The sequence below is a fragment of the Dryocola baronae genome (genome assembly GCF_051297175.1).
GTDB lineage: Bacteria > Pseudomonadota > Gammaproteobacteria > Enterobacterales > Enterobacteriaceae > Dryocola.
The window spans coordinates 4,682,355-4,707,830 of sequence record NZ_JBINNY010000001.1 but is presented as its reverse complement, the minus strand read 5'-3'; the positions used below and the strand labels follow the sequence as shown (position 1 = coordinate 4,707,830).

18 protein-coding genes are annotated in these 25,476 nt (G+C 57.7%); 8 read left to right on the top strand and 10 right to left on the bottom strand.

The annotated features are described in order from the left end of the window. Positions 1-4 precede the first annotated feature (4 nt). The 3 genes from glgC (at position 5) to glgP (ending at position 5,294) form a co-directional block, all read left to right on the top strand. Positions 5-1,288 (top strand): glucose-1-phosphate adenylyltransferase, encoded by a 1,284-nt coding sequence (gene glgC, locus ACSPHG_RS22305; RefSeq protein WP_435955653.1) that lies wholly within the window; start codon positions 5-7, stop codon positions 1,286-1,288. Between the two features lie 105 nt (positions 1,289-1,393). Beyond that, positions 1,394-2,827, top strand: a complete 1,434-nt coding sequence (gene glgA / locus ACSPHG_RS22300) for a glycogen synthase GlgA (protein ID WP_435955652.1) — start codon at positions 1,394-1,396, stop codon at positions 2,825-2,827. Between the two features lie 19 nt (positions 2,828-2,846). Further along, positions 2,847-5,294 carry a glycogen phosphorylase gene (gene glgP / locus ACSPHG_RS22295; RefSeq protein WP_435955651.1) on the top strand — a complete coding sequence of 816 codons (2,448 nt, stop codon included), beginning with the start codon at positions 2,847-2,849 and terminating at the stop codon, positions 5,292-5,294. A 36-nt stretch (positions 5,295-5,330) separates the two neighbouring features. On the opposite strand, the gene ACSPHG_RS22290 is transcribed toward glgP, so the two are convergent. The 4 genes from ACSPHG_RS22290 to glpE all read right to left on the bottom strand — a co-directional run bounded on the left by ACSPHG_RS22290 (position 5,331) and on the right by glpE (position 10,262). Continuing rightward, complete coding sequence (locus ACSPHG_RS22290; protein WP_435955650.1) at positions 5,331-8,063, bottom strand: M66 family metalloprotease; 2,733 nt, start codon at positions 8,061-8,063, stop codon at positions 5,331-5,333. Between the two features lie 197 nt (positions 8,064-8,260). Then, entirely contained in the window at positions 8,261-9,019 is a 759-nt protein-coding gene (locus tag ACSPHG_RS22285; protein ID WP_435955649.1) for a DeoR/GlpR family transcriptional regulator, read from the bottom strand. Between the two features lie 19 nt (positions 9,020-9,038). After that, on the bottom strand, positions 9,039-9,869 hold the full coding sequence (gene glpG, locus ACSPHG_RS22280; RefSeq protein WP_435955648.1) for a rhomboid family intramembrane serine protease GlpG: 831 nt from the start codon (positions 9,867-9,869) through the stop codon (positions 9,039-9,041). A gap of 63 nt (positions 9,870-9,932) precedes the next feature. Further along, entirely contained in the window at positions 9,933-10,262 is a 330-nt protein-coding gene (gene glpE, locus ACSPHG_RS22275) for a thiosulfate sulfurtransferase GlpE (RefSeq protein ID WP_435955647.1), read from the bottom strand. Between the two features lie 201 nt (positions 10,263-10,463). Here glpE and glpD point away from each other — a divergent pair, with 201 nt between their 5' ends. Beyond that, complete coding sequence (gene glpD / locus ACSPHG_RS22270) at positions 10,464-11,972, top strand: glycerol-3-phosphate dehydrogenase (protein ID WP_435955646.1); 1,509 nt, start codon at positions 10,464-10,466, stop codon at positions 11,970-11,972. A gap of 44 nt (positions 11,973-12,016) precedes the next feature. Here glpD and malT read toward each other — a convergent pair whose 3' ends face one another. Then, on the bottom strand, positions 12,017-14,722 hold the full coding sequence (gene malT / locus ACSPHG_RS22265; RefSeq protein WP_435955645.1) for an HTH-type transcriptional regulator MalT: 2,706 nt from the start codon (positions 14,720-14,722) through the stop codon (positions 12,017-12,019). A gap of 529 nt (positions 14,723-15,251) precedes the next feature. Here malT and malP point away from each other — a divergent pair. Both malP and malQ read left to right on the top strand, forming a co-directional pair. Beyond that, positions 15,252-17,654, top strand: a complete 2,403-nt coding sequence (gene malP / locus ACSPHG_RS22260) for a maltodextrin phosphorylase (RefSeq protein ID WP_435955644.1) — start codon at positions 15,252-15,254, stop codon at positions 17,652-17,654. A gap of 9 nt (positions 17,655-17,663) precedes the next feature. After that, positions 17,664-19,745, top strand: a complete 2,082-nt coding sequence (malQ, locus tag ACSPHG_RS22255) for a 4-alpha-glucanotransferase (RefSeq protein ID WP_435955643.1) — start codon at positions 17,664-17,666, stop codon at positions 19,743-19,745. 98 nt (positions 19,746-19,843) lie between these two features. Here malQ and nfuA read toward each other — a convergent pair whose 3' ends face one another. Together nfuA and gntX are read right to left on the bottom strand one after the other, a co-directional pair. Next, on the bottom strand, positions 19,844-20,419 hold the full coding sequence (gene nfuA / locus ACSPHG_RS22250; RefSeq protein ID WP_124025182.1) for a Fe-S biogenesis protein NfuA: 576 nt from the start codon (positions 20,417-20,419) through the stop codon (positions 19,844-19,846). 58 nt (positions 20,420-20,477) lie between these two features. Then, positions 20,478-21,161, bottom strand: a complete 684-nt coding sequence (gene gntX / locus ACSPHG_RS22245) for a DNA utilization protein GntX (RefSeq protein ID WP_435955642.1) — start codon at positions 21,159-21,161, stop codon at positions 20,478-20,480. 38 nt (positions 21,162-21,199) lie between these two features. Here gntX and bioH point away from each other — a divergent pair, with 38 nt between their 5' ends. Continuing rightward, positions 21,200-21,976 (top strand): pimeloyl-ACP methyl ester esterase BioH, encoded by a 777-nt coding sequence (gene bioH, locus ACSPHG_RS22240; protein ID WP_435955641.1) that lies wholly within the window; start codon positions 21,200-21,202, stop codon positions 21,974-21,976. 130 nt (positions 21,977-22,106) lie between these two features. After that, positions 22,107-22,376, top strand: a complete 270-nt coding sequence (locus ACSPHG_RS22235) for a YdgH/BhsA/McbA-like domain containing protein (RefSeq protein WP_435955640.1) — start codon at positions 22,107-22,109, stop codon at positions 22,374-22,376. A gap of 43 nt (positions 22,377-22,419) precedes the next feature. Here the strand turns inward: ACSPHG_RS22235 and feoC are convergent, their stop codons facing one another. The 3 genes from feoC to feoA are packed head-to-tail and all read right to left on the bottom strand — an operon-like array spanning position 22,420 to position 25,269. Continuing rightward, positions 22,420-22,659 carry a [Fe-S]-dependent transcriptional repressor FeoC gene (gene feoC, locus ACSPHG_RS22230; protein ID WP_435955639.1) on the bottom strand — a complete coding sequence of 80 codons (240 nt, stop codon included), beginning with the start codon at positions 22,657-22,659 and terminating at the stop codon, positions 22,420-22,422. Positions 22,660-22,667: 8 nt separating this feature from the next. After that, on the bottom strand, positions 22,668-24,989 hold the full coding sequence (feoB, locus tag ACSPHG_RS22225) for a Fe(2+) transporter permease subunit FeoB (RefSeq protein ID WP_435955638.1): 2,322 nt from the start codon (positions 24,987-24,989) through the stop codon (positions 22,668-22,670). Between the two features lie 55 nt (positions 24,990-25,044). Beyond that, positions 25,045-25,269 (bottom strand): ferrous iron transporter A, encoded by a 225-nt coding sequence (gene feoA / locus ACSPHG_RS22220; protein ID WP_435955637.1) that lies wholly within the window; start codon positions 25,267-25,269, stop codon positions 25,045-25,047. Between the last annotated feature and the right edge of the window lie 207 nt (positions 25,270-25,476).

The window sequence follows — 25,476 nt, the reverse complement described above, 5'->3', positions numbered from 1 at the left end:
AGTCATGGTTAGGTTTGAGAAGAACGATCCTCTGATGCTGGCAAGACAATTGCCGAACAAATCTGTAGCCCTGATTTTGGCTGGCGGTCGCGGTACACGGTTGAAGGACCTTACTGCCACGCGTGCTAAGCCTGCTGTCCACTTCGGTGGCAAGTTCCGTATTATCGATTTTGCGTTATCTAACTGTATTAACTCGGGTATTCGCCGCATTGGCGTTATCACCCAGTATCAGTCGCACACGCTGGTGCAGCACATCCAGCGCGGCTGGTCGTTTTTCAGCGAAGAGATGAACGAGTTTGTCGATCTCCTGCCCGCGCAGCAGCGCGTACATGGTGAAAACTGGTATCGCGGCACCGCGGATGCGGTCACCCAGAACCTCGATATTATTCGTCGCTACAAGGCTGAATACGTGGTGATCCTCGCCGGTGACCATATCTACAAGCAGGACTATTCGCGCATGCTTATCGACCACGTCGAAAAGGGCGCGCGCTGCACGGTGGCCTGCATGCCGGTACCGCTGCACGAGGCGACGGCTTTTGGCGTCATGGCGGTTGACGAAGAAGACAAGATTATCGAGTTCGTCGAAAAGCCCGCCAACCCGCCGTCGATGCCGGGTGACGACAGCAAAGCGCTAGCCAGCATGGGGATTTACGTCTTCGATGCCGACTATCTCTACGAGCTGCTGGAAGCCGATGACAAAGACGAAAACTCAAGTCACGACTTCGGCAAAGACATCATCCCTTACGTCATGAAGTCCGGCCAGGCGTTCGCCCACCCGTTCCCGCTTTCCTGCGTGCAGTCTGACCCGGACGCGGAGCCGTACTGGCGCGACGTGGGGACGCTGGAGGCCTACTGGAAAGCCAACCTCGACCTCGCCTCGGTGACGCCGGAGCTGGATATGTACGACCAGGAATGGCCGATTCGCACCCACATGGAACCGCTGCCTCCGGCGAAGTTTGTGCAGGACCGCTCGGGCAGCCACGGCATGACGCTGAACTCGCTGGTTTCCGGCGGGTGCATTATCTCGGGTTCGGTGGTGGTGCAGTCGGTGCTGTTCCCGCGCGTGCGCATTAACTCGTTCTGTAATATCGATTCATCGGTCCTGCTGCCGGACGTCAAGGTCGGGCGCTCGTGCCGACTGCGTCGCTGCATCATCGATCGGGCCTGCGAAATCCCGGAAGGCATGGTGATTGGCGAAAATGCTGAAGAAGACGGGCGTCGTTTTTACCGCTCGGAAGAGGGCATTGTGCTGGTGACTCGGGACATGCTGGCCAAGCTGCAAGGTTAGGAAGTAAGGATTGACCCATGCGCGGCGCGTGCCGCGCGTGGTCATTTTTCGATTGGCGCCTCACCTCTTTAGAAAAGCGCCGCGACTTGCCATACGGGAGCGATAATGCAGGTCCTACATGTATGTTCTGAAATCTTTCCACTGCTGAAAACCGGTGGCCTTGCGGATGTCTTAGGCGCTTTGCCCGCCGCCCAAATCGCAGGCGGCGTAGAAACTCGTGTTCTGCTGCCCGCGTTCCCGGATATCCGTCGCGGTATTGCCGATGTGCAGATCGTCGCCCATCGGGATACCTTCGCGGGTCATATGACTTTGTTATACGGCCACTTCAACGGCGTAGGGATTTACCTGATCGACGCGCCCCATTTGTACGACAGGCCGGGAAGCCCGTACCACGATACCAACCAGTTCGCCTACCCGGATAACGTGCTGCGTTTTGCGCTGCTCGGCTGGGTGGGTAGCGAAATGGCGTGCGGGCTGGATCCCTTCTGGCGCCCGGATATCGTGCATGCGCACGACTGGCACGCGGGGTTAACGCCGGCCTATTTACGCGCGCGCGGCAACCCGGCGAAATCCGTTTTTACCGTCCATAACCTGGCCTATCAGGGGCTGTTTTACGCCCATCACATGCATGAAATTGACCTGCCCTGGACGTTCTATGACATGAACGGCCTCGAGTTCAACGGTCAAATTTCGTACTTGAAAGCGGGCCTTTACTATGCTGATCATATTACGGCGGTCAGCCCGACCTACGCGCGGGAGATCACCGAGCCGCAGTTTGCCTACGGCATGGAAGGGCTGCTGCGCCAGCGTCACCGTGAAGGTCGCCTGTCCGGCATCCTCAACGGCGTCGATGAAAAGATTTGGGACCCGGCCCACGACCTGCTGCTCGCCTCGCGCTATAACCGCGACCGGCTGGAGGACAAGGCCGAGAACAAGCGCCAGCTGCAGGTGGCGATGGGGCTGAAGGTCAACGACAAGGCGCCGCTGTTTGCGGTGGTGAGCCGGTTGACTAGCCAGAAAGGGCTGGATTTGGTGCTCGAGGCGCTGCCGGGTCTGCTGGAGCAGGGCGGCCAGCTTGCGCTGCTCGGCGCGGGTGACCCGGTTTTGCAGGAGGGTTTTCTCGCCGCCGCGGCGGAACACCCCGGCCAGGTCGGCGTACAAATTGGCTATCACGAAGCCTTCTCCCACCGGATTATGGGCGGCGCGGACGTGATTCTGGTGCCGAGCCGCTTTGAGCCGTGCGGGCTAACCCAGCTTTACGGGCTGAAGTACGGCACGCTGCCGCTGGTTAGGCGCACCGGCGGGCTTGCGGATACCGTGGCGGACAGCTCGCTGGAAAACCTGGCGGACGGCATCGCCAGCGGATTCGTGTTTGAGGACAGCAATGCCTGGTCGCTGCTAAGAGCGATTCGGCGTGCCTTCGTGTTGTGGTCCCGCCCGTCGCTGTGGCGTTTTGTTCAGCGCCAGGCCATGGGTATGGATTTTAGCTGGCAGGTGGCGGCGCAGTCTTATCGCGACCTTTATCAACGCTTGATGTAATCATCCAGGAATCACCGATATGAACGCACCCTTTTCCTATGCATCACCCACGCTAAGCGTCGAGGCGTTAAAGCATTCGATCGCCTACAAGCTGATGTTTACCGTGGGGAAAGACCCTGCCATCGCCAACAAGCACGAGTGGCTTAACGCCACGCTGTTCGCGGTGCGCGACCGTCTGGTCGAACGCTGGCTGCGCTCCAACCGCGCGCAGCTTTCCCAGGAAGTGCGCCAGGTTTACTACCTGTCGATGGAGTTTCTGATTGGCCGCACGCTCTCCAACGCGCTGCTTTCATTGGGCATTTACGACGACGTAAAAAACGCGCTTGAGGAGATGGGGCTCGACCTGGAAGAGCTTATCGACGAAGAAAACGACCCCGGCCTCGGCAACGGCGGCCTCGGGCGTCTTGCCGCCTGCTTCCTGGACTCGCTGGCGACGCTCGGCCTGCCGGGGCGCGGCTACGGTATCCGCTACGACTACGGCATGTTCAAGCAGAACATCGTTGATGGCCGCCAGAAAGAGTCCCCGGACTACTGGCTGGAATACGGCAACCCGTGGGAGTTCAAGCGCCATAACACGCGCTACAAGGTACGCTTCGGCGGGCGCGTGCAGCTCGAAGGCAAGAAATCCCGCTGGGTTGAAACCGAAGAGATTCTCGCCGTCGCCTACGACCAAATTATTCCCGGCTACGATACCGACGCGACCAACACCCTACGCCTGTGGAACGCCCAGGCCAGCAGCGAAATCAACCTCGGCAAGTTCAACCAGGGCGACTACTTCGCGGCGGTAGAAGATAAAAACCATTCGGAAAACGTTTCGCGCGTGCTCTATCCGGATGACTCGACCTATTCCGGGCGCGAGCTGCGCCTGCGGCAGGAATATTTCCTGGTCTCCGCGACCATTCAGGATATTTTAAGCCGCCACTATCAGCTGCATAAAACCTACGCCAATCTGGCGGACAAAATCGCTATTCACCTCAATGACACCCACCCGGTGCTGTCCATTCCCGAACTGATGCGCGTGCTGATCGACGATCACAAGTTCAGTTGGGAGGATGCCTTTGAGGTGACCTGCCAGGTGTTCTCCTACACCAACCACACGCTGATGAGCGAAGCGCTGGAAACCTGGCCGGTGGACATGCTGGGCAAAATCCTGCCGCGCCACCTGCAGATTATTTTCGAGATTAACGACTTCTTCCTGAAGACCCTGCAGGAGCAGTATCCGAACGATACCGGCCTGCTGGGGCGCACGTCGATCATCGACGAGTCCAACGGCCGCCGCGTGCGAATGGCGTGGCTTGCGGTAGTTGCCAGCCACAAGGTGAACGGCGTTTCCGCGCTGCACTCCGACCTGATGGTGCAGTCGCTGTTTGCGGATTTTGCCGCCATCTTCCCGATGCGCTTCTGTAACAAAACCAACGGCGTGACGCCGAGGCGCTGGCTGGCGCTGGCAAACCCGCCGCTTTCGGAAGTGCTGGACGAAAATATTGGCCGCACCTGGCGCACCGATCTTAGCCAGCTGAACGACCTCAAGCAGCATATCGATTATCCGACCGTGCATCAGGACGTGCGCAAAGCGAAGCTCGCCAACAAAAAGCGGCTGGCGGACTACATCGGCCAGCAGCTCAACGTGGTGGTGAACCCGAACGCGCTGTTCGACGTGCAGATTAAGCGCATCCACGAATACAAGCGCCAGCTGATGAACGTGCTGCACGTCATCACGCGCTACAACCGCATCAAAGCCGACCCGACGGCGGAATGGGTGCCGCGCGTGAATATCTTCGCGGGTAAGGCGGCGTCGGCGTATTACATGGCGAAGCACATCATTCACCTTATCAACGACGTGGCGGCGGTGATCAACAACGATCCGGACGTTAAAGATCGTCTGAAGGTGGTATTCATCCCGAACTACAGCGTGAGCCTTGCGCAGATAATCATTCCGGCGGCGGATCTCTCCGAGCAGATTTCGCTGGCGGGGACGGAAGCGTCGGGCACCAGCAACATGAAGTTTGCCTTAAACGGCGCGCTGACCATCGGCACGCTGGACGGCGCGAACGTTGAGATGCTGGAGCACGTTGGCGCCGAGAATATCTTTATCTTTGGCAACACGGCGGAAGAGGTCGAAGAGCTGAGGCGCAAGGGCTACAAACCGCGCGAGTACTACGAAAAAGACGAAGAGCTGCACCAGGTGCTGACGCAAATCGGCACCGGCACCTTCAGCCCCGGCGAGCCAACCCGCTACCGCGACCTGCTGGATTCACTGATTAACTTCGGGGATCACTATCAGGTGCTGGCAGACTACCGCAGCTACGTGGACTGTCAGGATAAGGTGGACGAGCTGTACCGCCAGCCGGAAGAGTGGACGATCCGCACCATACACAATATTGCCAATATGGGCTATTTCTCGTCCGACAGGACGATTCAGGAATACGCCGACGAGATCTGGCATATCAAGCCGGTGCGGTTATAAAAAAATCCCCAGCAGAGCCTGCTGGGGATAATTTTTTTACTGGTAGGTGCCTACATAGGTCCAGTCTTCATTGCTGGCCTGGTTAGTCGGGAAATACCAACCGTTTTTAACTTTCAGCTCAAAATAGTCTCTGCGAACCGGGTTACCGGAATCGTAGAAGAAGATTTTACCCACGTTGCTTTCAAGATCTCTAACTCCCCAGTCGAGCAGCTTCGCCTGGCCGTACCACTGCGCCATCAGCGCATCAAACTGGTTTTTATCAACCCTGCTTTTGGTTAAGCGCGTTAGCTCATCGTTGTTACCGAGATAAATCCAGTCGTCATTATCCTTCTGATTGCTTGGGAAGTAGTGGCCCGTGGCGGCAGTTTTCTGCAAGAAGTACTCCGCCTTTTTGTTATAAGGGTTGTTGTAGATAAACAGCTGGCGGTCCTGAGTGGTTTTAGATCTTTCTCCCCACTCAAGAATGGCGTTCGCGTTGTAATAATGCTTCAGGAAACCTTCCGCGCTTTTGATTTGCTCGGCGTTGCCGAGGTAAATCCAGTCTGCGTTATCTTTCTGATTGGTAGGGAAGTACCAGCCTTTTCCAGCAAATTTTTGCAGGAAATATTCGGTTTTGCCGTTGTAGCCATTGTTATAGACAAAGGGCAGGCGGGATTCCTTGGTTTTGGCCCGTTCGCCCCAGTCGTAAACTTTCGAACTATTGAAATAGTACTTCACCAATTCTTCCGGGGTTTTCCGTGCATGGATATCCAGCTGCAGCGGGTGTGGCTTAAAGTTGATAAGCCCTGACGCATTGCCTAAAAACTTCCAGTTATTATCCGATGCCTGAGCCTTAGGCTGGCCCACGCGCGCCGTGGTTTTGAGATAGTAGTAATTGAAGTTTTTATCGCGGAATAAAGAGCCCGCTTTATCCTGATAAGTCCCTGTGCCCGCAAAAATACCTTTCAGCGGACCATAGGTTGCACTCAGCTCGTTTTCTAATGCTTCTGGCGTTTTGAATCTTTTGTTTTGCAGAACGTGATTGTCCTTCAGCAACGGCATTGCATCCAGAGCCGCGACGTAGCCATGCTCTTTACCAATCACTATTGCAGAAACAGGTTCCACGTCAGGCGCGATAATCATCTGGCTGGAAAGCGTTTTACCGCCGCAGATAACGCTGGCAGTCGTCGGCATGAGCGCGCGCTCGACGTTGATATGGAACTTATTCATCATGTTGCCGCTGATTCGGCTGGTTTGCAGCTTGTACAGGTCGCTGGCCTTCTGCTGATAATCGACCTGCAAAACGCATTTGGTGATATTTGCTAACGGGTCTGCGGCAAACGTATTGCCGTAGCTGCCAAACAGAGCCGGATAGACGTAGCTCGGTAGCACGCCCTGCGGATCGTAGAAGCCGACCAGCGTGACAACCGGGACACCTGCTTTAACCGGTTTACGCATATCAGCGATATTTTTCTCAACCATTTTTTTCTGCGCCGGGTCCCATACACGGTAGCCGGTTGAAGAGGAGAGATCCTGAATGCCGGTATTTTCGAAGAATGCTTGAATGATCTTTTGCGTGTAAAGCGTTGGCAGCGTGTATTGCGAAAGCGGCGAGCTAGGGGAGCCGTCGGCCATCGGGTCGTTGTTATAGCGATATAACCCGGCAAAAGGTGCCACGGTATCGCTGCCCACCGAGGCATTGCCCCCTCTGTCCCAGAAGAAGTTGGCAATAAAGCGCTGTTTATATGCGTCCCAGCCCCAGCCGGTGTGCGGGCCATGCAGGGAGCCTCTGCCATTTGCAGGATAGTGCCCCAGGCCGTAATGGTGGCCAAGCTCGTGGCTAAATTCGTTCCCCTTGGTTTCATGAAGCGTCGCTATACCTCCGCCACCGCTGTAGCCATGTTCAACAACACCGTTGATATAAGCGCCCCTGGCAATATGGTCGGTCACCAGGTTGAAATATTGCGGCTGCCACTGAGAGCCGCCGCCGGAAACGTTAACGCCATAGTTGGCATTATCAATACCAATTGAGACCAGTTCTTTGGCGATATATCCGCGCATGTCCCCGCTAAAGTCATCACCCGTAGTTTTGCTTGTTTGGGGATTCCTATAGGTTGTGCCATCGGGTAGGACTATTTTAGGAAAATGGATTTCTGAATAATTACCGACGGTGAGCAGTGATATCGGAAGTTTTTGGAAATAATCTGCAGCCAGCTGTTTATTCTGCTCCAGGTCATTTTTCGCAACGGGAAGGGTTAACATCCCAAGACGGGTGTTTTGAATCATCATGTGGTTTTCGGCACCGACCTCAATATTGGTCAGCCTGCCGGTTTCCGAACGATCATTTTTGAAGGTCAGCGTCAGCCCCGGCTGCACCCACTGCCACGGCAGGTTGGCCGTCCATGCGTTTTTCGCATAGATAACATCAGGTTTTACGGCATCCTGCGGATGTGGATTATCGCTTAGCGGGAGCGATGCAGGCGGTGCCATTTCAACGGTGCCCAGCTTTTTGCCAGCCTTGTCGTAGGCTTCCACGCTAATTTTTTGTGATGTCGTCGTAGAAGGAATAAAGATAACCAGCGTTTCGCGGGCAGCGATCAGGTGCGGGGAATCGCTTGTACCTGGCGCAGGATCGATAGTGTGCGTTTGGGCGACTTTAACCGTGCCCGGCAGCGTACCTGTTGTATTTTGAACAAGAGACGCAGGGCTGAGAAATGCCAATGTTTCAGGGGCCGATTTTGCAGCCGTGGGCAATAATAATAGAGGAATTAAATAAGCCAGTTTTTTCATAGTAAATCCTTTACTTTGAAATTTAATGAGAAGGTAAATATAAAGCGAAAGGGATTTTATACGAGGTGTTGGCTTTACCGGCTTAGAACTTATTGAATTGTTGGTTAACTAATGCTTAATAAAAATTAAATGATGATTCACCCCTAACTCATATTAAGGGTGAATTTATTTGGAAGAATTATCTATTTGATATGTCGCTAGCAAAGCTCAAGCTGCACGTTATTATCTGTGATCACCTTCATCACGCCCGCCGGCGGCAAAATATCCGTATAAACCTGATCGACGAGGCTAATACTGCCGAGGTTGACCATCGCGTTGCGGCCAAACTTGGAGTGGTCGACGACCAGCATCACGCAGCGCGAGTTGTCGATGATGGCGCGCTTGGTGCGCACTTCGTGGTAGTCAAACTCCAGCAGCGAACCATCGCCGTCGATGCCGCTGATGCCGAGAATGCCGAAATCAAGGCGGAACTGGGAAATGAAGTCCAGCGTGGCTTCGCCGATGATGCCGCCGTCGCGGCTGCGCAACTCGCCGCCCGCCAGAATAATGCGGAAATCTTCTTTCACCATCAGCGTGTTGGCGACGTTCAGGTTGTTGGTCACCACGCGCAGGTTGCTGTGGTCCAGCAGCGCGTGGGCGACGGCTTCCGGCGTGGTGCCGATATCAATAAACAGCGTGGCGCCGTTGGGGATTTGGCTGGCCACCTTGCGGGCGATACGTTCTTTTTCCGCCGTTTGGGTCGCCTTGCGGTCGTGCCACGAGGTGTTCACCGAGCTGGACGGCAGCGCCGCGCCGCCGTGGTGGCGCATAATCATGTTCTGGTCGGCAAGGTCGTTCAGATCGCGGCGAATGGTCTGTGGGCTAACCGCAAACTGCTCTACCAGCTCTTCGGTGCTGACATATCCCTGCTTTTTAACCAGTTCAACAATCGCATCATGACGTTGTGTTTGCTTCACGCTGCTCTACTCCTGATTCTTATGTTCGTTTTCGCGCATGCAAAGTATCGACCAGCGCCATCGCCAGGCCTACCAGTAACCCGGTAACGTGGGCGGCGTTGGCAATCGACAAACCTAAAATATTGAAGAAGCCCAGCACAATCCACAGCACCGCAAAGGCCATCAGGCCGCGCTGCATGTAGATGCCGCTTTCTGGATCGCGTTCGCCGCGCAGCCAGACATAGCCCATCAGCGCGTAGACCGAACCGGACAAGCCGCCGAACAGCGGGCCGCTGAATTTGGCCTGCACATAGCCGCTCAGCAGCGCAGAGATAATCGTCAGCGTAATGAGTTTTCCGCTCCCCAGACGCTTCTCCAGCGGGCCGCCGAGATACCACCACCATAGCAGGTTGAAGGTGATATGCAGCAGGGAAAAATGCATCAGAGCGTGGGTGAAATAGCGCCAGAATTCATAGCGCAGGCTGTCGTCGTAGGGCCATGCCAGCAGGACCATCACGTTGCGATCGCCCAGCACCTGCATCGCCAGGTAAACCAGCACGCAGGCGGCGATCATCAGCAGGGTAAACGGCCCGGCCTTTTGCTGAATGGTCGCCATAAACGGGTAGCGCTGATAGCGCAGGCCGCTTGCGGTATCGCCCGCCGCCCAGCTTGCCGCCAGATAGCGCGCGTCGCCGGGGTTGGTAAGGAACTGCTCCAGCTCGTGGCGGACGCGGGCTTCCTGGCTGTCATCCGCCAGCCAGACGTCGCTTTGATTATGCTGTTGAATCGTGAGGATAACGCCCTGCGTCGCCATATAGTCGACAAACGCCTGCGCGACGCGCGGGTTGGCAAACGAGGTGATCATGATCATAGGTTTCAACCAAATCCGTACAAAAGGGAGCAGTATACCTGCAACGAGCGGCTTTGCTGAACCTTATGCTGTGCCGTGCGCGACTTCCGCCGGGAAATGGCGATGCCACGCATCGAACCCGCCGTCCACGCTGTAAACGCTGTCGTAACCCTGTTGCAGCAGGTACTGCGCTGCACCCTTGCTGCTGTTGCCGTGGTAGCACATCACCATCACCGGCGTGTCAAAATCGGTCTGACGCAGAAATTCCACCAGGCGGTCGTTGGTCAGGTGGAAAGCGCCCGGCGTGTGGCCCATCGCATAGCTTTGCGGATCGCGGATATCCACTAATACCGCCAGTTTCTGGTGCAGCTTCTGGTGCGCTTCTTCCACACCAATACATTCAAATTGATCCATAGCTTGCTCGTATACAGATAAAGGAAAGGGGGGCCTGGGCGTCATACTAAGCGAAACCCGCCGCTGGCCGCTGATATTAACGTCATTATGTTATCCATATCACGCAGAAATGTTTTTTTTTCGTTACCAAAATGCCGGTCACTTGCTATTATGAGCGATAACGAACATTTATGAGCTTTAACGAAAGTGTGTGAGGGCAGCATGGAAACCAAAGATCTGATTGTCATTGGCGGCGGCATCAACGGTGCCGGTATCGCGGCAGATGCAGCAGGCCGTGGCCTGTCTGTATTAATGTTGGAGGGGCAAGACCTTGCCTGCGCGACGTCCTCCGCCAGCTCTAAGCTTATCCACGGCGGCCTGCGCTATCTGGAACACTACGAATTCCGCCTGGTCAGCGAAGCGCTGGCCGAACGCGAAGTGCTGCTGAATATGGCCCCGCATATCGCCTTCCCGATGCGCTTCCGCCTGCCGCACCGCCCGCACCTCCGTCCGGCATGGATGATTCGCATCGGCCTGTTTATGTACGACCACCTCGGCAAACGCACCAGCCTGCCAGCCTCAACCGGCTTGCGTTTTGGCGCAGATTCGGTCCTGAAGCCTGAAATCGTGCGCGGTTTCGAATATTCCGACTGCTGGGTGGATGATGCTCGTCTGGTGCTTGCGAACGCGCAGATGGTGACGCGCAAGGGCGGCGAAGTGAAAACCCGCACCCGCGCAACCAGCGCCCGGCGCGAAAACGGTATGTGGATCGTTGAGGCGCAGGACATCGATACCGGCGAAACCTTCACCTGGCGCGCGCGCGGCCTGGTCAACGCAACCGGCCCGTGGGTCAAAGACTTCTTTGACGATGGCCTGAAGCTGCCGTCGCCGTACGGCATCCGCCTGATCAAAGGCAGCCACATCGTGGTGCCGCGCGTACACAAGCAGAAGCAGGCCTACATTCTGCAAAACGAAGATAAGCGCATCGTGTTTGTCATTCCGTGGATGGACGAGTTTTCGATTATCGGTACCACCGACGTGGAGTACAAAGGCGATCCGAAAGCGGTGCACATCGACGAAAGCGAGGTGAAATACCTGCTGGACGTTTACAACGAGCACTTCAAGAAGACGCTTTCCCGTGAGGATGTGGTGTGGACCTATTCCGGCGTGCGTCCGCTTTGCGACGACGAATCCGATTCACCGCAGGCGATCACCCGCGACTACACGCTCGATATCCACGACGAGAACGGCAAAGCGCCGCTGCTGTCGGTATTTGGCGGCAAGCTGACGACCTACCGCAAGCTCGCCGAGCACGCGATGGACAAGCTGCAAACTTATTACCCGGCGATTGGCCCGGCGTGGACCAAGGGCAGCAAACTGCCGGGCGGGGATATCTCCGGCGACCGCGACGATTTCGCCGCCCAGCTGCGCCGCCGCTACTCGTTCCTGAGCGAAGGCCTGGCGCGCCGCTTTGCCCGCACCTACGGCAGCAACAGCGAGCTGATTCTTAAAGAGGCGAAGTCCATTGAGGATTTGGGCGAGCACTTCGGGCACGAGCTGTATGAAGCCGAGCTGCGCTACCTGGTCGAGCACGAGTGGGTACGCCGCGTGGAGGATGCAATCTGGCGACGCACCAAGCTGGGCATGTGGTTAACCGACGAACAGCAGGCGCGGGTGGCGCAGTGGCTGGCAAAGCGGGCGGGTAAGCCGTCGCTGTCTTTGGCTTCTTAAGTAAGCGGTGGATGGCGCTAAGCGCTTATCCACCTGACATTTATCTACACCCCATATCCCATCATCTTCAAGAGCTTCTGCGCGTGCTGCACCGCGTCCTGGCGATGCGCGACGCCGAGCTTCTGGTACAAATTGCGAATGTGCGTTTTGATAGTGGTGGCCGCCACGTCCAGCTCGCCCGCGATTTGATCGTTGCTATAGCCCGAATAAATCAGTCCCAGCACCTGCCATTCGCGCTGGGTCAGCGGGCTGGTGCGGATAAGCTCCGGGACTTCCGGGTGCGTCAGCAGACGGTTCACGAAGCTTTCGTCGAAGTGGGCGAACTTGTGGCGGTGGTGCTGGTTAATCTCGCGCAGAATGCGCTGGGCGCGGTGCTGGTCCAGCTCCGGCAGCGTGTTAAGCTGAATAAGCTGACGCAGCTGCTGCGCCATCGCTTCGCCTTCAATGACAAAGTGGCTGATAAATCCTGTGCGGTTGGCGAGCGCCAGCGCTTCGAGCAGCACGCGCTGCGCGTCGCTTTTGCGCCCGGCCTGCCAGTAAAGCTGGTTTAGCAGCAGCAGGTTGCGGTTGAGATCGCTCATCAGGCGCAGGCTGCGCGCGTTTTCGTTTAGCTCTTCCAGCACCATTTCCGCCGGGTCAAACTCGCCCAGGAGGATCTGCGCGCGGGCGATATTGCGCCATTGGCTTTGCAGGAAGTGGTTGTTGGCAAACTCCGGTTTCGGCGTCTGGCGCAGCCAGTTGGCGGCCGATTTTTTATCGCCAATCATCTGCCAGTAAATCACCCGCACCTTGTCGGCGTTGGACACCCAGTCGCTGTGGTACGGCCCGTTGCCGAGCAGGTTTTCGAGGCGGTTCAGGTGGCTGCGGGCGTTATCCAGATCGCCGCGCGCCAGCGAGCACTGCACCAACAGCGCCAGGCACTGTAGCTGCTGCTGCGGCTGGTAACCGGCGAGCACTTCCACGCCGTAGCGCGCGGAGGCTTCGGCCTCGTCCAGGCGCGACCAGGCCCACAGCAGCTGGGCGCGGATGCGCAGCAGAAACTCGTGCAGCGGGAGCTGCTCCAGGTGCTGCTCGCGGATCAAAATAAAGGCTTTTTCCTGCGTTTCCCACGCGGCCTGTAAGAACCCTTGTGCGAGGAGAATTTCGCTTTGCTGGATCAGGCTCCACAGCGCGTAGTGCCAGACGTCGTGACGGCGGGCCATCTGTTCGGTCTGCTGCATCACCGACAGGGATTTGGTGAGATCGCCCTTGCAGTGCAGCACTTCGCCGTGCACCGAAGTGGCGACGATGCGGCTGTAATAGTTCGCCAGCGGGAGCATATCGAGGGCGATCATCGCCAGCCGCTCGGCTTCGACCGGATCGCCGTCGTTGATGGCGACCTGCGCGCGCAGGGCGTTAAATTCCCCGTGCAGCGTGTCGTCCATCACCAGATTCATTTCCTGCTCGGCGCGGGCCAGCAGGGTGTTCACTTCGCTGTAGCGGTGCTGGCTTTGCATCAGCCACGCCTGGAGCAGCACCAGCTTCGGATTTTCCAGCAGGCTTTCCCACGGCAGCGCCTTCAGGGACTCTTCCAGCAGCGTGAGTTCGCTGTGGTTGAACAGCGCCCAGGCGTGATGCAGCAGGATATCGCGCAGCATGCTGGCGTCGCCTGCGGCAAGGGCGTGGTGGATGGCTTCGCTCGGGAAGCCCTGTGCCATCCAGCTTTCGGCGGCGGCGCGGTGAATGTCGGGCAGCTCGGCGGCAAGCTCCCACTGGCAGCGCTGGCGCAGGAAGCTGCCGAACAGCGGGTGGAAGCAGAACCATTCGCCCGAGTCATCCATGCGTTGCAGGAACAGCCCCTGGCGTTCGGTTTCCTCGAGGCGCATCTGGCCGTTTTCTTCGCCGGTGACGCGCACGATCAGCGCGTCGTTCATCGAGCGCAGAATCGAGCTGCGCAGCAGGAAGTTGCGGGTGTCCGCGTCCACGTTATCGAGCACTTCATCCACCAGATAATCCGACAGATGGCTGGCGTTGATGCCGGAAAGTCGGCGCGCGGAGTGGTGCGCGGGCGTGTTGCTCTGGCGGGCGGACAGGGCGATGAGCTGGAGGGCCGTCGCCCAGCCGGCAACGTCGTCGCACAGGCGGCTGCTGTCGGCAGGCTCGATAGGCGTGTTCAGGCGGCAGTCGAAAAACTGCTTCGCCTCCTGGTGGGTGAAGGCGAGCTGCTGGCTGCCGATCTCCAGCAGCTGGTCGCGCACGCGCAGGTTAGCAATGCCAAGCTGCGGCAGGTTGCGCGACAGCACCACCAGCGTCAGGTTTTCCGGCTGATGGCGGATGAAAAAGCGCATCGCCTCGTGGATCACCGGATTGTTGATCAAATGGTAATCATCTATGACTAAAAAGACCGGCAGATGCCACTCCGCCAGCTCGATAAAAAGCTGGGCAAACAGCGACGAAAGGCTCGCGTACTGGCGTTTTTGCGCCATAACTTCACTGCTCTGGCAATGGCCGCCGGTGGCCTGCTGGAGAGCCGTGATGAGATAACTGGCAAAGCGTTCCTGTTGGTTGTCACCCTCATCGAGGGAGTACCAACCTAACTCATTTTTCCCTGCTGCCCACTGGGAGACCAGTGTGGTTTTGCCATAGCCTGCCGGGCTTGTGATCAACGCCAGCCGATAGTTAGCGGCGGTTGATAACTTCACCAACAGACGGTCGCGAACCACGGTATTTTCCAGACGTACCGGGCGACTCAATTTGGATGGGATCAACATAGTCAGTCACTTCACTGTGTGAAATTTCCCGTCAAAATTCGAGCCGCAGCGACGTGCTGCAACGCGATTTATGAGGGGAAAAGACATTAGGGATGAATTTTTTTACGCTTCGTAATTAATGCTTACCGTAAAGGTCGGCCAGTTTGAGTTTTATTGCAAGATTGTTGAACTTTCTGTGCCTGGTAAGTTGCACCTTGTCACAATTCCATATTTTTATCGAATGGGTTTCATGCTAGTCATACTTTTTTCACGATAAATAAGCGCGCGTTTTCCGCGCCATTGCTGGAAAGAAAACGGTTTCAGCCGAAACGGCTGCACCGGCGTTACAGGAACGTAAAAGGTTAAATGTTGTCCGAATTTGGGCGGGGGTTTTCTTCTGCCAGCCGAGCGTTAGGTGGTCGCGATCACACTTTTAGCTCATCCCCGCCACTCATCCCTGTCTAATCCCCCTCAGGATGAGGAATAAGCCCAGGCCGCCCGGCACACTAGCGGGCAATGCATTTTTGAACATCACAGGACCCGATTCTCTATGTCACAGCCGACCTTCAAAAAAGAACAGTTTCAGGCTGCACTGACCCGTCAGTGGCAGCGTTACGGTCTTCAAGCCGCCAGCGAAATGACGCAGCACCAGTGGTGGCACGCCGTGAGCGGCGCGCTGGCTGAGCTGCTGGCCGCACAGCCGGTGGCGAAACCGCAGGCGAAGCAGCGCCACGTAAACTACATCTCAATGGAGTTTCTGATTGGTCGCCTGACCGGCAACAATCTGCTGAATCTCGGCTGGTATCAGGAGGTGGCGGACGAGCTGGAAGCCTTTGATATCAACCTGACCGATCTGCTTGAAGAAGAGACCGACCCGGCGCTGGGCAACGGCGGCCTGGGGCGTCTGGCGGCCTGTTTCCTGGATTCAATGGCGACGGTCGGCCAGTCGGCGATTGGCTACGGCCTGAACTACCAGTACGGCCTGTTCCGCCAGTCGTTTAAGGACGGCCAGCAGATGGAAGCCCCGGACGACTGGAAGCGCGGCAGCTATCCGTGGTTCCAGCACAACGCGGCGCTCGATGTGCAGGTTGGCGTAGGCGGCAAGGTGGTGAAAGACGGCAAAAACATCCGCTGGGAACCGGCGTTTGTCTTCCAGGGCGAAGCCTGGGATCTGCCGGTGCTGGGCTACCGCAACGGCGTGGCGCAGCCGCTGCGCCTGTGGCAGGCAAAACACGCCCATCCGTTCGACCTCACCAAATTCAACAACGGCGATTTCCTGAAGGCGGAACAACAGGGCATCGACGCCGAGAAACTGACCAAAGTTCTTTACCCGAACGATAACCATCTGAACGGCAAAAAGCTGCGCCTGATGCAGCAGTACTTCCAGTGCGCCTGTTCGGTGGCGGATATTTTACGTCGTCATCACCTCGCGGGCCGCAGGCTGGCGGAGCTGGCGGATTACGAAGTCATTCAGCTTAACGATACTCACCCAACCATCGCCATTCCTGAACTGCTGCGCGTGCTGATCGACGAGCATCAGCTGAGCTGGGACGACGCCTGGGCCATCACCAGCAAAACCTTCGCCTACACCAACCATACGCTGATGCCGGAAGCGCTGGAGTGCTGGGACGAGAAGCTGGTGAAGGCGCTGCTGCCGCGCCACATGCAGATCGTCAACGAAATCAACGCCCGCTTCAAAAAGCTGGTGGACAAAACCTGGCCGGGCGACGAGGCCGTCTGGGAGAAGCTTGCGGTCGTGCACGGCAGGCAGGTGCGCATGGCGAACATGTGCGTGGTGAGCGGATTCGCGGTGAACGGCGTGGCCGCGCTGCACTCCGACCTGGTGGTGAAAGACCTGTTCCCGGAGTATCACCAGCTTTGGCCGAACAAGTTCCACAACGTCACTAACGGCATCACGCCGCGCCGCTGGATTAAACAGTGCAACCCGGCGCTGTCCGCGCTGCTCGACAAAAAGCTCAAGAAAGAGTGGGCGAACGATCTGGACGTGCTGGAAGGCCTGGAAAAATTTGCCGACGATGCGAAATTCCGCAAGGAATACCGCGATATCAAATACCAGAACAAAGTGAAGCTGGCCGCCTTTGTGAAGGCGCGCACCGGCATCGTCATCAGCCCCGACGCGCTGTTCGACGTGCAGATTAAGCGCCTGCACGAGTACAAGCGCCAGCACCTGAACCTGCTGCACATCCTCGCGCAGTACAAAGAAATCCGTGAAAACCCGCAGGCCGACCGCGTGCCGCGCGTGTACCTGTTCGGTGCGAAAGCGGCGCCGGGCTACTACCTGGCAAAAAATATTATCTTCGCCATCAACAAGGTGGCCGAGGCGATCAATAACGATCCGGTCGTTGGCGACAGGCTTAAGGTCGTGTTCCTGCCGGACTACTGCGTTTCCGCAGCGGAGATCATGATCCCGGCGGCGGATATCTCCGAGCAGATTTCTACCGCGGGCAAAGAGGCATCCGGCACCGGCAACATGAAGCTGGCGCTGAACGGCGCGCTGACCGTCGGCACGCTGGACGGGGCAAACGTCGAAATCGCCGAGAAGGTGGGCGAGGAAAACATCTTTATCTTTGGCCACACCGTCGAACAGGTGAAGGCGCTCAAGGCCAAAGGCTACGATCCGGTGAAATGGCGTAAGAAAGACAAGGCGCTGGACGCGGTGCTCAAAGAGTTGGAAAAGGGCGTTTATGCAGACGGCGACAAGCACGCGTTTGACCAGATGCTGCACAGCATCGGCAAAGAGGGCGGCGACCCGTATCTGGTGATGGCTGACTTCACCGCCTACGCCGAGGCGCAGAAGCTTGCCGATAAGCTGTATCTCGACCAGGAAGCCTGGACCCGTGCCGCGATTCTGAACACCGCGCGCTGCGGCATGTTCAGCTCCGACCGCTCGATTCGCGATTACCAGCAACGCATCTGGCAAGCTAAACGCTAAGGGATCGACATGGACAGCAAACGCCTTGATAACGCCGCGCTGGCGGCAGGAATTAGCCCGAACTACATCAACGCGCACGGTTTGCCGCAGGCGATTCCGGCGGATACCAAGCTGCGCCTGCTGGAGGCCATGAGCCGCACCGCCGCCCCTAAAAAGGTGGCGGTCACCCCTTTGCCCAACGTGCAGGTGTTTACCGCCGGGACGAAAATGGCGCTGCCGCTGGAGGGCCACGGTGAATTTACCTGGCTGCTGACGACGGAAGAAGGGAAAGAACACAAGGGGCACGCTCAAGCGGGTAAGAAGCTGGCGCTGCCCGCGAAGCTGCCGGAAGGCTATCACGAGCTGACCGTTAGCCAGAACGAGCATCGCTGGCAGTGCCGGGTGATCGTCGCCCCCAAGCGCTGCTATGAACCGGAGGCGCTGCTGCAGGACAAGAAGCTGTGGGGCGCGTGCGTGCAGCTCTACACGCTGCGTTCCGCCCATAACTGGGGCATCGGCGACTTTGGCGATTTGCAGCGCATGCTGGTGGACGTCGCCAAACGCGGCGGGTCATTTATCGGCCTGAACCCGATTCACGCGCTTTACCCGGCGAACCCGGAAAGCGCCAGCCCGTACAGCCCGTCGTCGCGCCGCTGGCTGAACGTTATCTATATCGACGTTAACGCCGTGGATGATTTCCTGCTTAGCGACGAAGCGCAGGCCTGGTGGAGCATGCCGACCACGCAGCACACGCTCGGCCAGGTTCGCGATGCACAATGGGTCGACTACGCCACCGTCACCGTGCTGAAAATGGCAGCGCTGCGCATGGCGTGGAGGCAGTTCTCGCAGCGTACCGCGCGCGACGAGCAGGTGCAGGCGTTCCAGGCATTTGTGGCGGACGGCGGCGATAGCCTTTATTTCCAGGCCGCTTTCGACGCGCTGCATGCGTATCAGGTGAAAGAAGATGAAATGCGCTGGGGCTGGCCGGTATGGCCGGAAGGCTTCCGCGACGCGCATAGTCCGGAAGTGAAAAAGTTCTGCGGCGAGCATAGCGACGAGGTGAACTTCTTCCTCTGGCTACAGTATCTGGCGCACATCCAGTTTGAGGCCTGCTGGCAGACCAGCCAGGGCTTTAAGATGCCTATCGGCCTGTACCGCGATCTGGCGGTTGGCGTGGCGGAAGGCGGCTCGGAAACCTGGTGCGACCGCGAGCTGTACTGCCTGAAGGCGTCCGTGGGCGCGCCGCCGGATATCCTCGGCCCGCTCGGTCAGAACTGGGGCCTGCCGCCGATGGACCCGCACGTGATTACCGCGCGCGCCTACGCGCCGTACATCGACCTGCTGCGCGCCAATATGACCAACTGCGGCGCGCTGCGCATCGACCACGTCATGTCGATGCTGCGCCTGTGGTGGATCCCGTACGGTGAAACGGCGGATAAAGGCGCGTACGTGCACTACCCGGTGGACGATCTGCTGTCGATCCTGGCTCTGGAGAGCAAGCGCCATAACTGTATGGTGATCGGCGAAGATCTGGGGACGGTGCCGGTTGAGATCGTCGGCAAGCTGCGCGACAGCGGGGTTTACTCGTACAAGGTGCTTTACTTTGAGCATGACAACGAGAAGCAGTTCCGCGCGCCGAAGGCCTGGCCGCGCCAGTCGATGGCGGTGGCGACCACGCACGACCTGCCGACGCTGCGCGGCTACTGGGAAAGCGGCGATCTGACGCTCGGCAAAACGCTGGGGCTGTATCCGGACGAAGACGTACTCTCCGGGCTGTATCTGGACCGCGAGCGCGCCAAACAGGGCCTGCTCGACAGCCTGCATGAATACGGCTGCCTGCCAAAACGGGCGGGGCATAAGGCATCGTTGATGGCGATGACCGCAACCCTCAACCGCGCTATGCAGCGCTATATCGCCGACAGCAACAGCGCGCTGCTCGGCCTACAGCCGGAAGACTGGCTGGGCATGGCGGAGCCGGTGAATATTCCGGGTACCAGCTATCAGTACAAAAACTGGCGCCGCAAGCTATCGACATCCCTTGAGAAAATGTTTGCCGATGGCGAAGTGAACAAGCTGCTGAAGGATTTGGATAAGCGGCGCAGGAAGGGATAGGGGTTGAATGATATGTCGGGTGGCGCTGCGCTTACCCGACCTACGAAATTGGTGTTGTAGGGTGGATAAGCGCAAGCGCCATCCACCGCTATTTCGCATCAGTAGTAAGAGTGCTCACCGCGCTGGTGTTCGGTCAAATCGCGAACGCCCTTCAGTTCCGGGAATTCGGCCAGCAGCTGTTTCTCGATGCCTTCTTTCAGCGTCACGTCGACCATGGAACAGCCGTTGCAGCCGCCGCCAAATTGCAGGATCGCATAGCCTTCATCGGTGATTTCCATCAGCGTTACGCGTCCGCCGTGGCCTGCGAGCTGCGGGTTAACCGTGGCCTGCAGCATGTATTCCACGCGCTCCATCAGCGGGGCGTCGTCGGAAACTTTGCGCATTTTGGCGTTCGGCGCTTTCAGCGTCAGCTGGGAACCGAGCTGGTCGGTCACGAAATCGATTTCTGCGTCTTCGAGGTAGGGCGCGCTCAGCTCATCGACATAGGCGGTCAGCTGCTCGAATTTTAACGCTGTGTCACTTGCTTCAACCGCATCCGGCGGACAATAGGACACCCCGCACTCCGCATTAGGAGTACCAGGATTGATAACGAATACGCGGATTTGCGTCCCTTCTTCCTGACCTGCCAGCAGTTTGGCAAAGTGAGATTGTGCAGTATCGGAAATACGGATCATAACGATTGCTCAATAGTTGACTATTTTAGTCGGTTATAATACGCCCATCATCGAGGGTCTACAAGGTTCGACAAAGGCACCATACCTGGATAGTCGCCGCGCCCTGCTGCTTAAGCAACCGCGCAATTTCCGCCACAGTACTGCCCGTCGTGACGACATCATCCACAATGACCATATGGCGACCCGCCGCTGAAAATTCAACCCTGAACGCCCCTTTGAGATTGCCGCGCCGCAGCCTCGCGCTGAGCTGGTGCTGGTTTGCCGTGGCGCGGATCCGGCTGACGGAGCCTGCGTGATAATCGCATTGCAGCCAGCGGGCAAGCGGTGCCGCGAGCAGGGCGCTCTGGTTAAAGCCGCGTCGCCACGCGCGACGGGCATGCAGCGGCACGCTGACGAGCGTGTCCGGCTGAGGGAGCAAACCGGCACGTATTGCCAAACGGGCTTTTAGCAGCATGAGCCGGGCCAGTGCCGGAGCAAGCGCGGTGGTATCGGCAAATTTCAGCCGGTGAACCAGGCCGTTGAGCGGCGGGCAGTAATCCGTGACGAACAGCAGCCTGTCCCACGGCGGCGGGTTCTGAATACAGCGCCCGCAGAGTAAAACGCCCTCGGCGGCGGGTAATCCGCAGCGGGGGCAGCAGGACGGCGGAGTCGGCAGCGCGGCCGAGCAGCGCGAGCAAATCCCCCAGCCTGGACAGGCGAGCGGCATCCGGCATAGCCAACACAGCCCTGGGATTGTTAGCATATTCGCTTCCATGCTTTGAAAAACGAGAACAGTAACCGATGAGCAAGCTTTGGTGGCAGACAAAAGGTGAGGGCGATGTCAATCTTGTGCTGCTGCACGGATGGGGGCTGAACGCCGAGGTATGGCATTGCATAAGCGCGGAACTCGGCTCGCATTTTCGTCTGCACCTGGTCGATCTGCCGGGATATGGCCGCAGTCAGGACTTTGGCGCGCTGACGCTCCCGGAAATGGCCGAAGCGGTGCTGGCGCAGGCTCCTGAAAAGGCGATTTATCTTGGCTGGAGCCTGGGCGGGCTGGTGGCAAGCCAGATTGCGCTGACCCATCCCGAACGCGCGCGCGCGCTGGTTACCGTGGCGTCATCGCCGTGCTTCGCCGCAAGAGAGGATTGGCCGGGCATCAAGCCGGAAGTGCTGGCAGGCTTCCAGCAGCAGCTGAGTGAAAATTTCCAGCGCACGGTGGAGCGTTTTCTGGCGCTGCAAACCCTCGGTACCGAAAGCGCCCGCCAGGACGCGCGCCTGTTAAAAGCCGTGGTGCTGGAACAGCCAATGCCGGAGGTTGAGGTGCTTAACGGCGGGTTGGAGATCCTGAAAACCGCCGATTTACGCGATCAGCTGACCCAGCTTGCGATGCCGTTCCTGCGTATGTACGGTTATCTCGACGGGCTGGTGCCGCGCAAAGTCGCCGCTTTGCTCGACGAGCGCTACCCGGCGAGCGAGTGCATTATCTTCCCTAAAGCGGCCCACGCGCCGTTCATCTCCCATCCGGCAGACTTCTGTTCCGCGCTCGTCACATTGAAAAATGTTCTGGAAGAATAAGAGGCTGTCTGTGGCGAAAACCGATTTTCCCGCTAATACTCAAATAGTTCACTGACGAAAGCAGTGGGCTAAAATTATTACGGGATCAGCCCGGTTGCAGTCTACATGGTACCTATGGAGAGATGAGATTATGAAACTAGTTACAGGCATTGTTACTTCGTTACTGATCGGGGCCGTATCTTTTGGCGCAATGGCCGCGAAAGAGCTGGAAAAAAGCAAAGTCAAAGACATGAATCTGACTAAAGTCGGCACCATCGTTACCGACAGCACCTCTTCACCAATGGACGCTAAGCACGATCTGTCCAAGAAAGCCGACGAGCTGGGCGGCAAATATTTCGTGGTCACCAGCGGTGAGAAATACACCAAGGACGTTCACGCCACGGCGGACGTTTATAAGTAAGACGAATGATGTAGAAAAGGCGGGTTTCCCCGCCTTTTTACTCTTAACCCGCCAGCGTCCACACTTCCCGAATACACTTCTTCCCTTCAGGACAGCTTTTGCAGCTGCCCGTCAGACAATCGTTTGGGTCTTCCTTCATGCGCGTCGCTTTACCCATGGCTTCTAACCGCCCGAGCATGGCGTTGACCAGCGGCAGCGGAGTGGCAAGCTGTTGGCTTATCTGCGTGGCGTCCAGGCGGCCCTGCAGCGCCAGCGCGTTACGGATTTCGATTAAGCTCGCCATGATTCCCCCTAGTGGCAGTCGCCGGTGCTGGATTCGCAGCAGGCTGCGGCGGCGGTTTTACGCGTCGCCAGCAGGCTGACGTCCACACGGCTGCGCGCCCGGCGCAGGCCGCCAATTAGCACCACGTTGAACAGCAGCACGGCAAGAATGCAGACCAGGCTGTACTGCGGATGCGCCTTAAACGTCACCGTCTGGTAGTAGAGCGTGGACAGCGAGTAGGCGATGTTCAGCCCCCACAGCACCGAGAAGGTCATCCAGCCGCGGCTGGATTCGCGGGCGACCGCACCCATCACCGAGATGCACGGAATATAAAGCAGCACGAAGATCAGGTAGCTGTAGGCGGCGGCCGGGCTGCCGAACTTGCTGCTCATCACGCCCATTGCGCCCGTTGCCATCTCACCGTCGCCTTTGCTGGCTTCGATAGGGTTGGCGAGCACGCTCAGGCTGAAGGTGTCTTTCAGGCTCTGCCAGGTTTCACCGGCGGCGGCACCGAGCTCATCGACCAGGCTGAAGTTTTCCGCGTCGAAGGCTTCGTTATGCATGTCTTCCGCGGTATAGAGCGTGTTTAGCGTCCCCACGACCACTTCTTTCGCCATCGCGCCGGTAAACAGCCCGACGGTGGCCTGCCAGTTATCTTCGTGAACGCCGATTGGCTTGAGCAGCGGAGTTAGCACGCGGCTGACGGAGGCAAGCGCGGAGTCGTTGATGTTATCGACGGTTTTGCCGCTGAACGAGAAGCTGTTGAGCGCGCCGATGAAAATACTGACGATGACAATCACCTTACCGGCGCGCAGCACGAAGCCTTTCAGGCGTTGCCAGGTTTGCAGCAGCAGGCTTTTCAGGTGCGGCACGTGGTAGACCGGCAGCTCCATTACGAACGGCGAGGCTTCGCCGCGCATGATGGTGTGCTTGAGCATCAGGCCGGTGAGGATAGCCATCACGATGCCGAGCATATAAAGGGAGAAGACGACGAGCGCGCCCTGCTGGCCGAAGAACGCCGCGGCGAATACCGCGAAGATAGCCAGGCGTGCGCCGCAGGACATAAACGGTGCCATCATGATGGTCATCAGGCGTTCACGCGGGGCGTCCAGCGTGCGTGCGCCCATGACCGACGGCACGTTACAGCCGAAGCCGACGATCAGCGGCACGAAGGATTTACCCGGCAGGCCGAGGGACTGCATTAGCCTGTCCATCACGAAGGCCGCGCGGGCCATATAGCCGGAATCCTCAAGGAAGGAGAGGAACAGGTACATCATGCCGATTTGCGGCACCAGCGGCAGCACGGTATTGATCCCGCCGCCAATCCCCTGGGCAAGGAAGATGGTCAGCCAGTCCGGGAAATGCAGCGTGTAGCCGATCCACTGAATGCCGTGGATGAAGATAGCGGCGGAACCACCGTCGAAGATAGGCTGTAGCGCGCCGCCGATGTTAATCGCCAGCAGGAACATCAGGTACATCACCAGCATAAAGACCGGCAGGCCGAGGAAGCGGTTGAGGATAATTTTATCCATCATGGCGGTCAGGCGGTGCGGCTCGGCGGTCAGGCTGTTGCTCACCGTGTCGCAGATGGCGGCGATGCACTGGTAGCGCGCGTCGGCAATCAGCAGGGCCGGGTCTTCGATGGTTTTGGTGAGGCTTATGCGAACGTTTTCGAGCTTGTCCGCCGCGCTGCCCGCAAAGGCCTGGCTATAAATATCGCCTTCGAGCATTTGCAGCGCCAGCCAGCGGCGCTGCTGTTCCGGCATGTCATCCGGCATTTCTGCGGCGAGGTCGCCGACGCCTTCAAGCAGCGCCTGCGGGTAAAGCACCAGCTCTGACGCGGCGTTTGGCTGACGGCGGTCGATGGCTAATTTCAGCCCTTCGATGCCGCGCCCACGGGTGGATACCAGCGGAATCACCGGGCAGCCGAGGCGCGCGCTAAGGGCGTCGATATCAATGCGGATATCCTGCTTTTCGGCGATATCGAGCATGTTTAGCGCAACGACGCACGGGATGCCGAGCTCCAGCAGCTGGAGCGTCAGGTAGAGGTTGCGCTCAAGGTTTGAGGCATCGACGACGTTAATCAGCAGGTCGGCTTCGCCGCTCAGAATGTAGTGGCAGGCGATTTGCTCATCGAGCGACGTCTGCGAGGAAATCGTGGTAAGAGAGTATGTCCCCGGCAGGTCAACCAGCGTGACCTGGTGGGTCAGGGTTGAAAACTGTCCTTCTTTTCGTTCGACGGTGACCCCGGCCCAGTTACCGACGCGCTGACGTGAACCAGTAAGCTGGTTAAACAGCGTGGTTTTCCCTGAATTAGGATTACCGATTAAACCTATGGTTAAGTTTTTCATTTTTTTCGTGAACTAAAGAGAGTGAAAACCGGAGCGCAAGCGCCCATCCCATTTATCAGGCAATAGCTTCGACGTTTAATAAATCGAGATCTTTTTTACGCAGAACCAGGCTTACGCGGCGGGTTTCGATATGAACCGGGTCACCAAGGGGGGCGACGCGCACGACGTTAAATGAGGAGCCGGGCAGCATGCCGAGGGATAATAATTTCTGACGATATGCCGGGCTAATTTCGCGGGCGAAGCCGGTAATTTTCCACGTGCTTTTCGGTAAGAATTGCATAGGACCTTCTTAGAGCAAGACTCTGATTTGTTGCTGACGGAACTGCTATTTAATCACCGGCACGTCCCGTTGCGCGGCGAAAACCGGTATCTTTTTGGTAAATGGAGAAATAACAATCAATACAATGATAATGAGAATGGTTTCTATCTTCAATAACTATTTTATGAATAACGTCGCGTTTTGAATATTTAAATGCAACAAGCAATG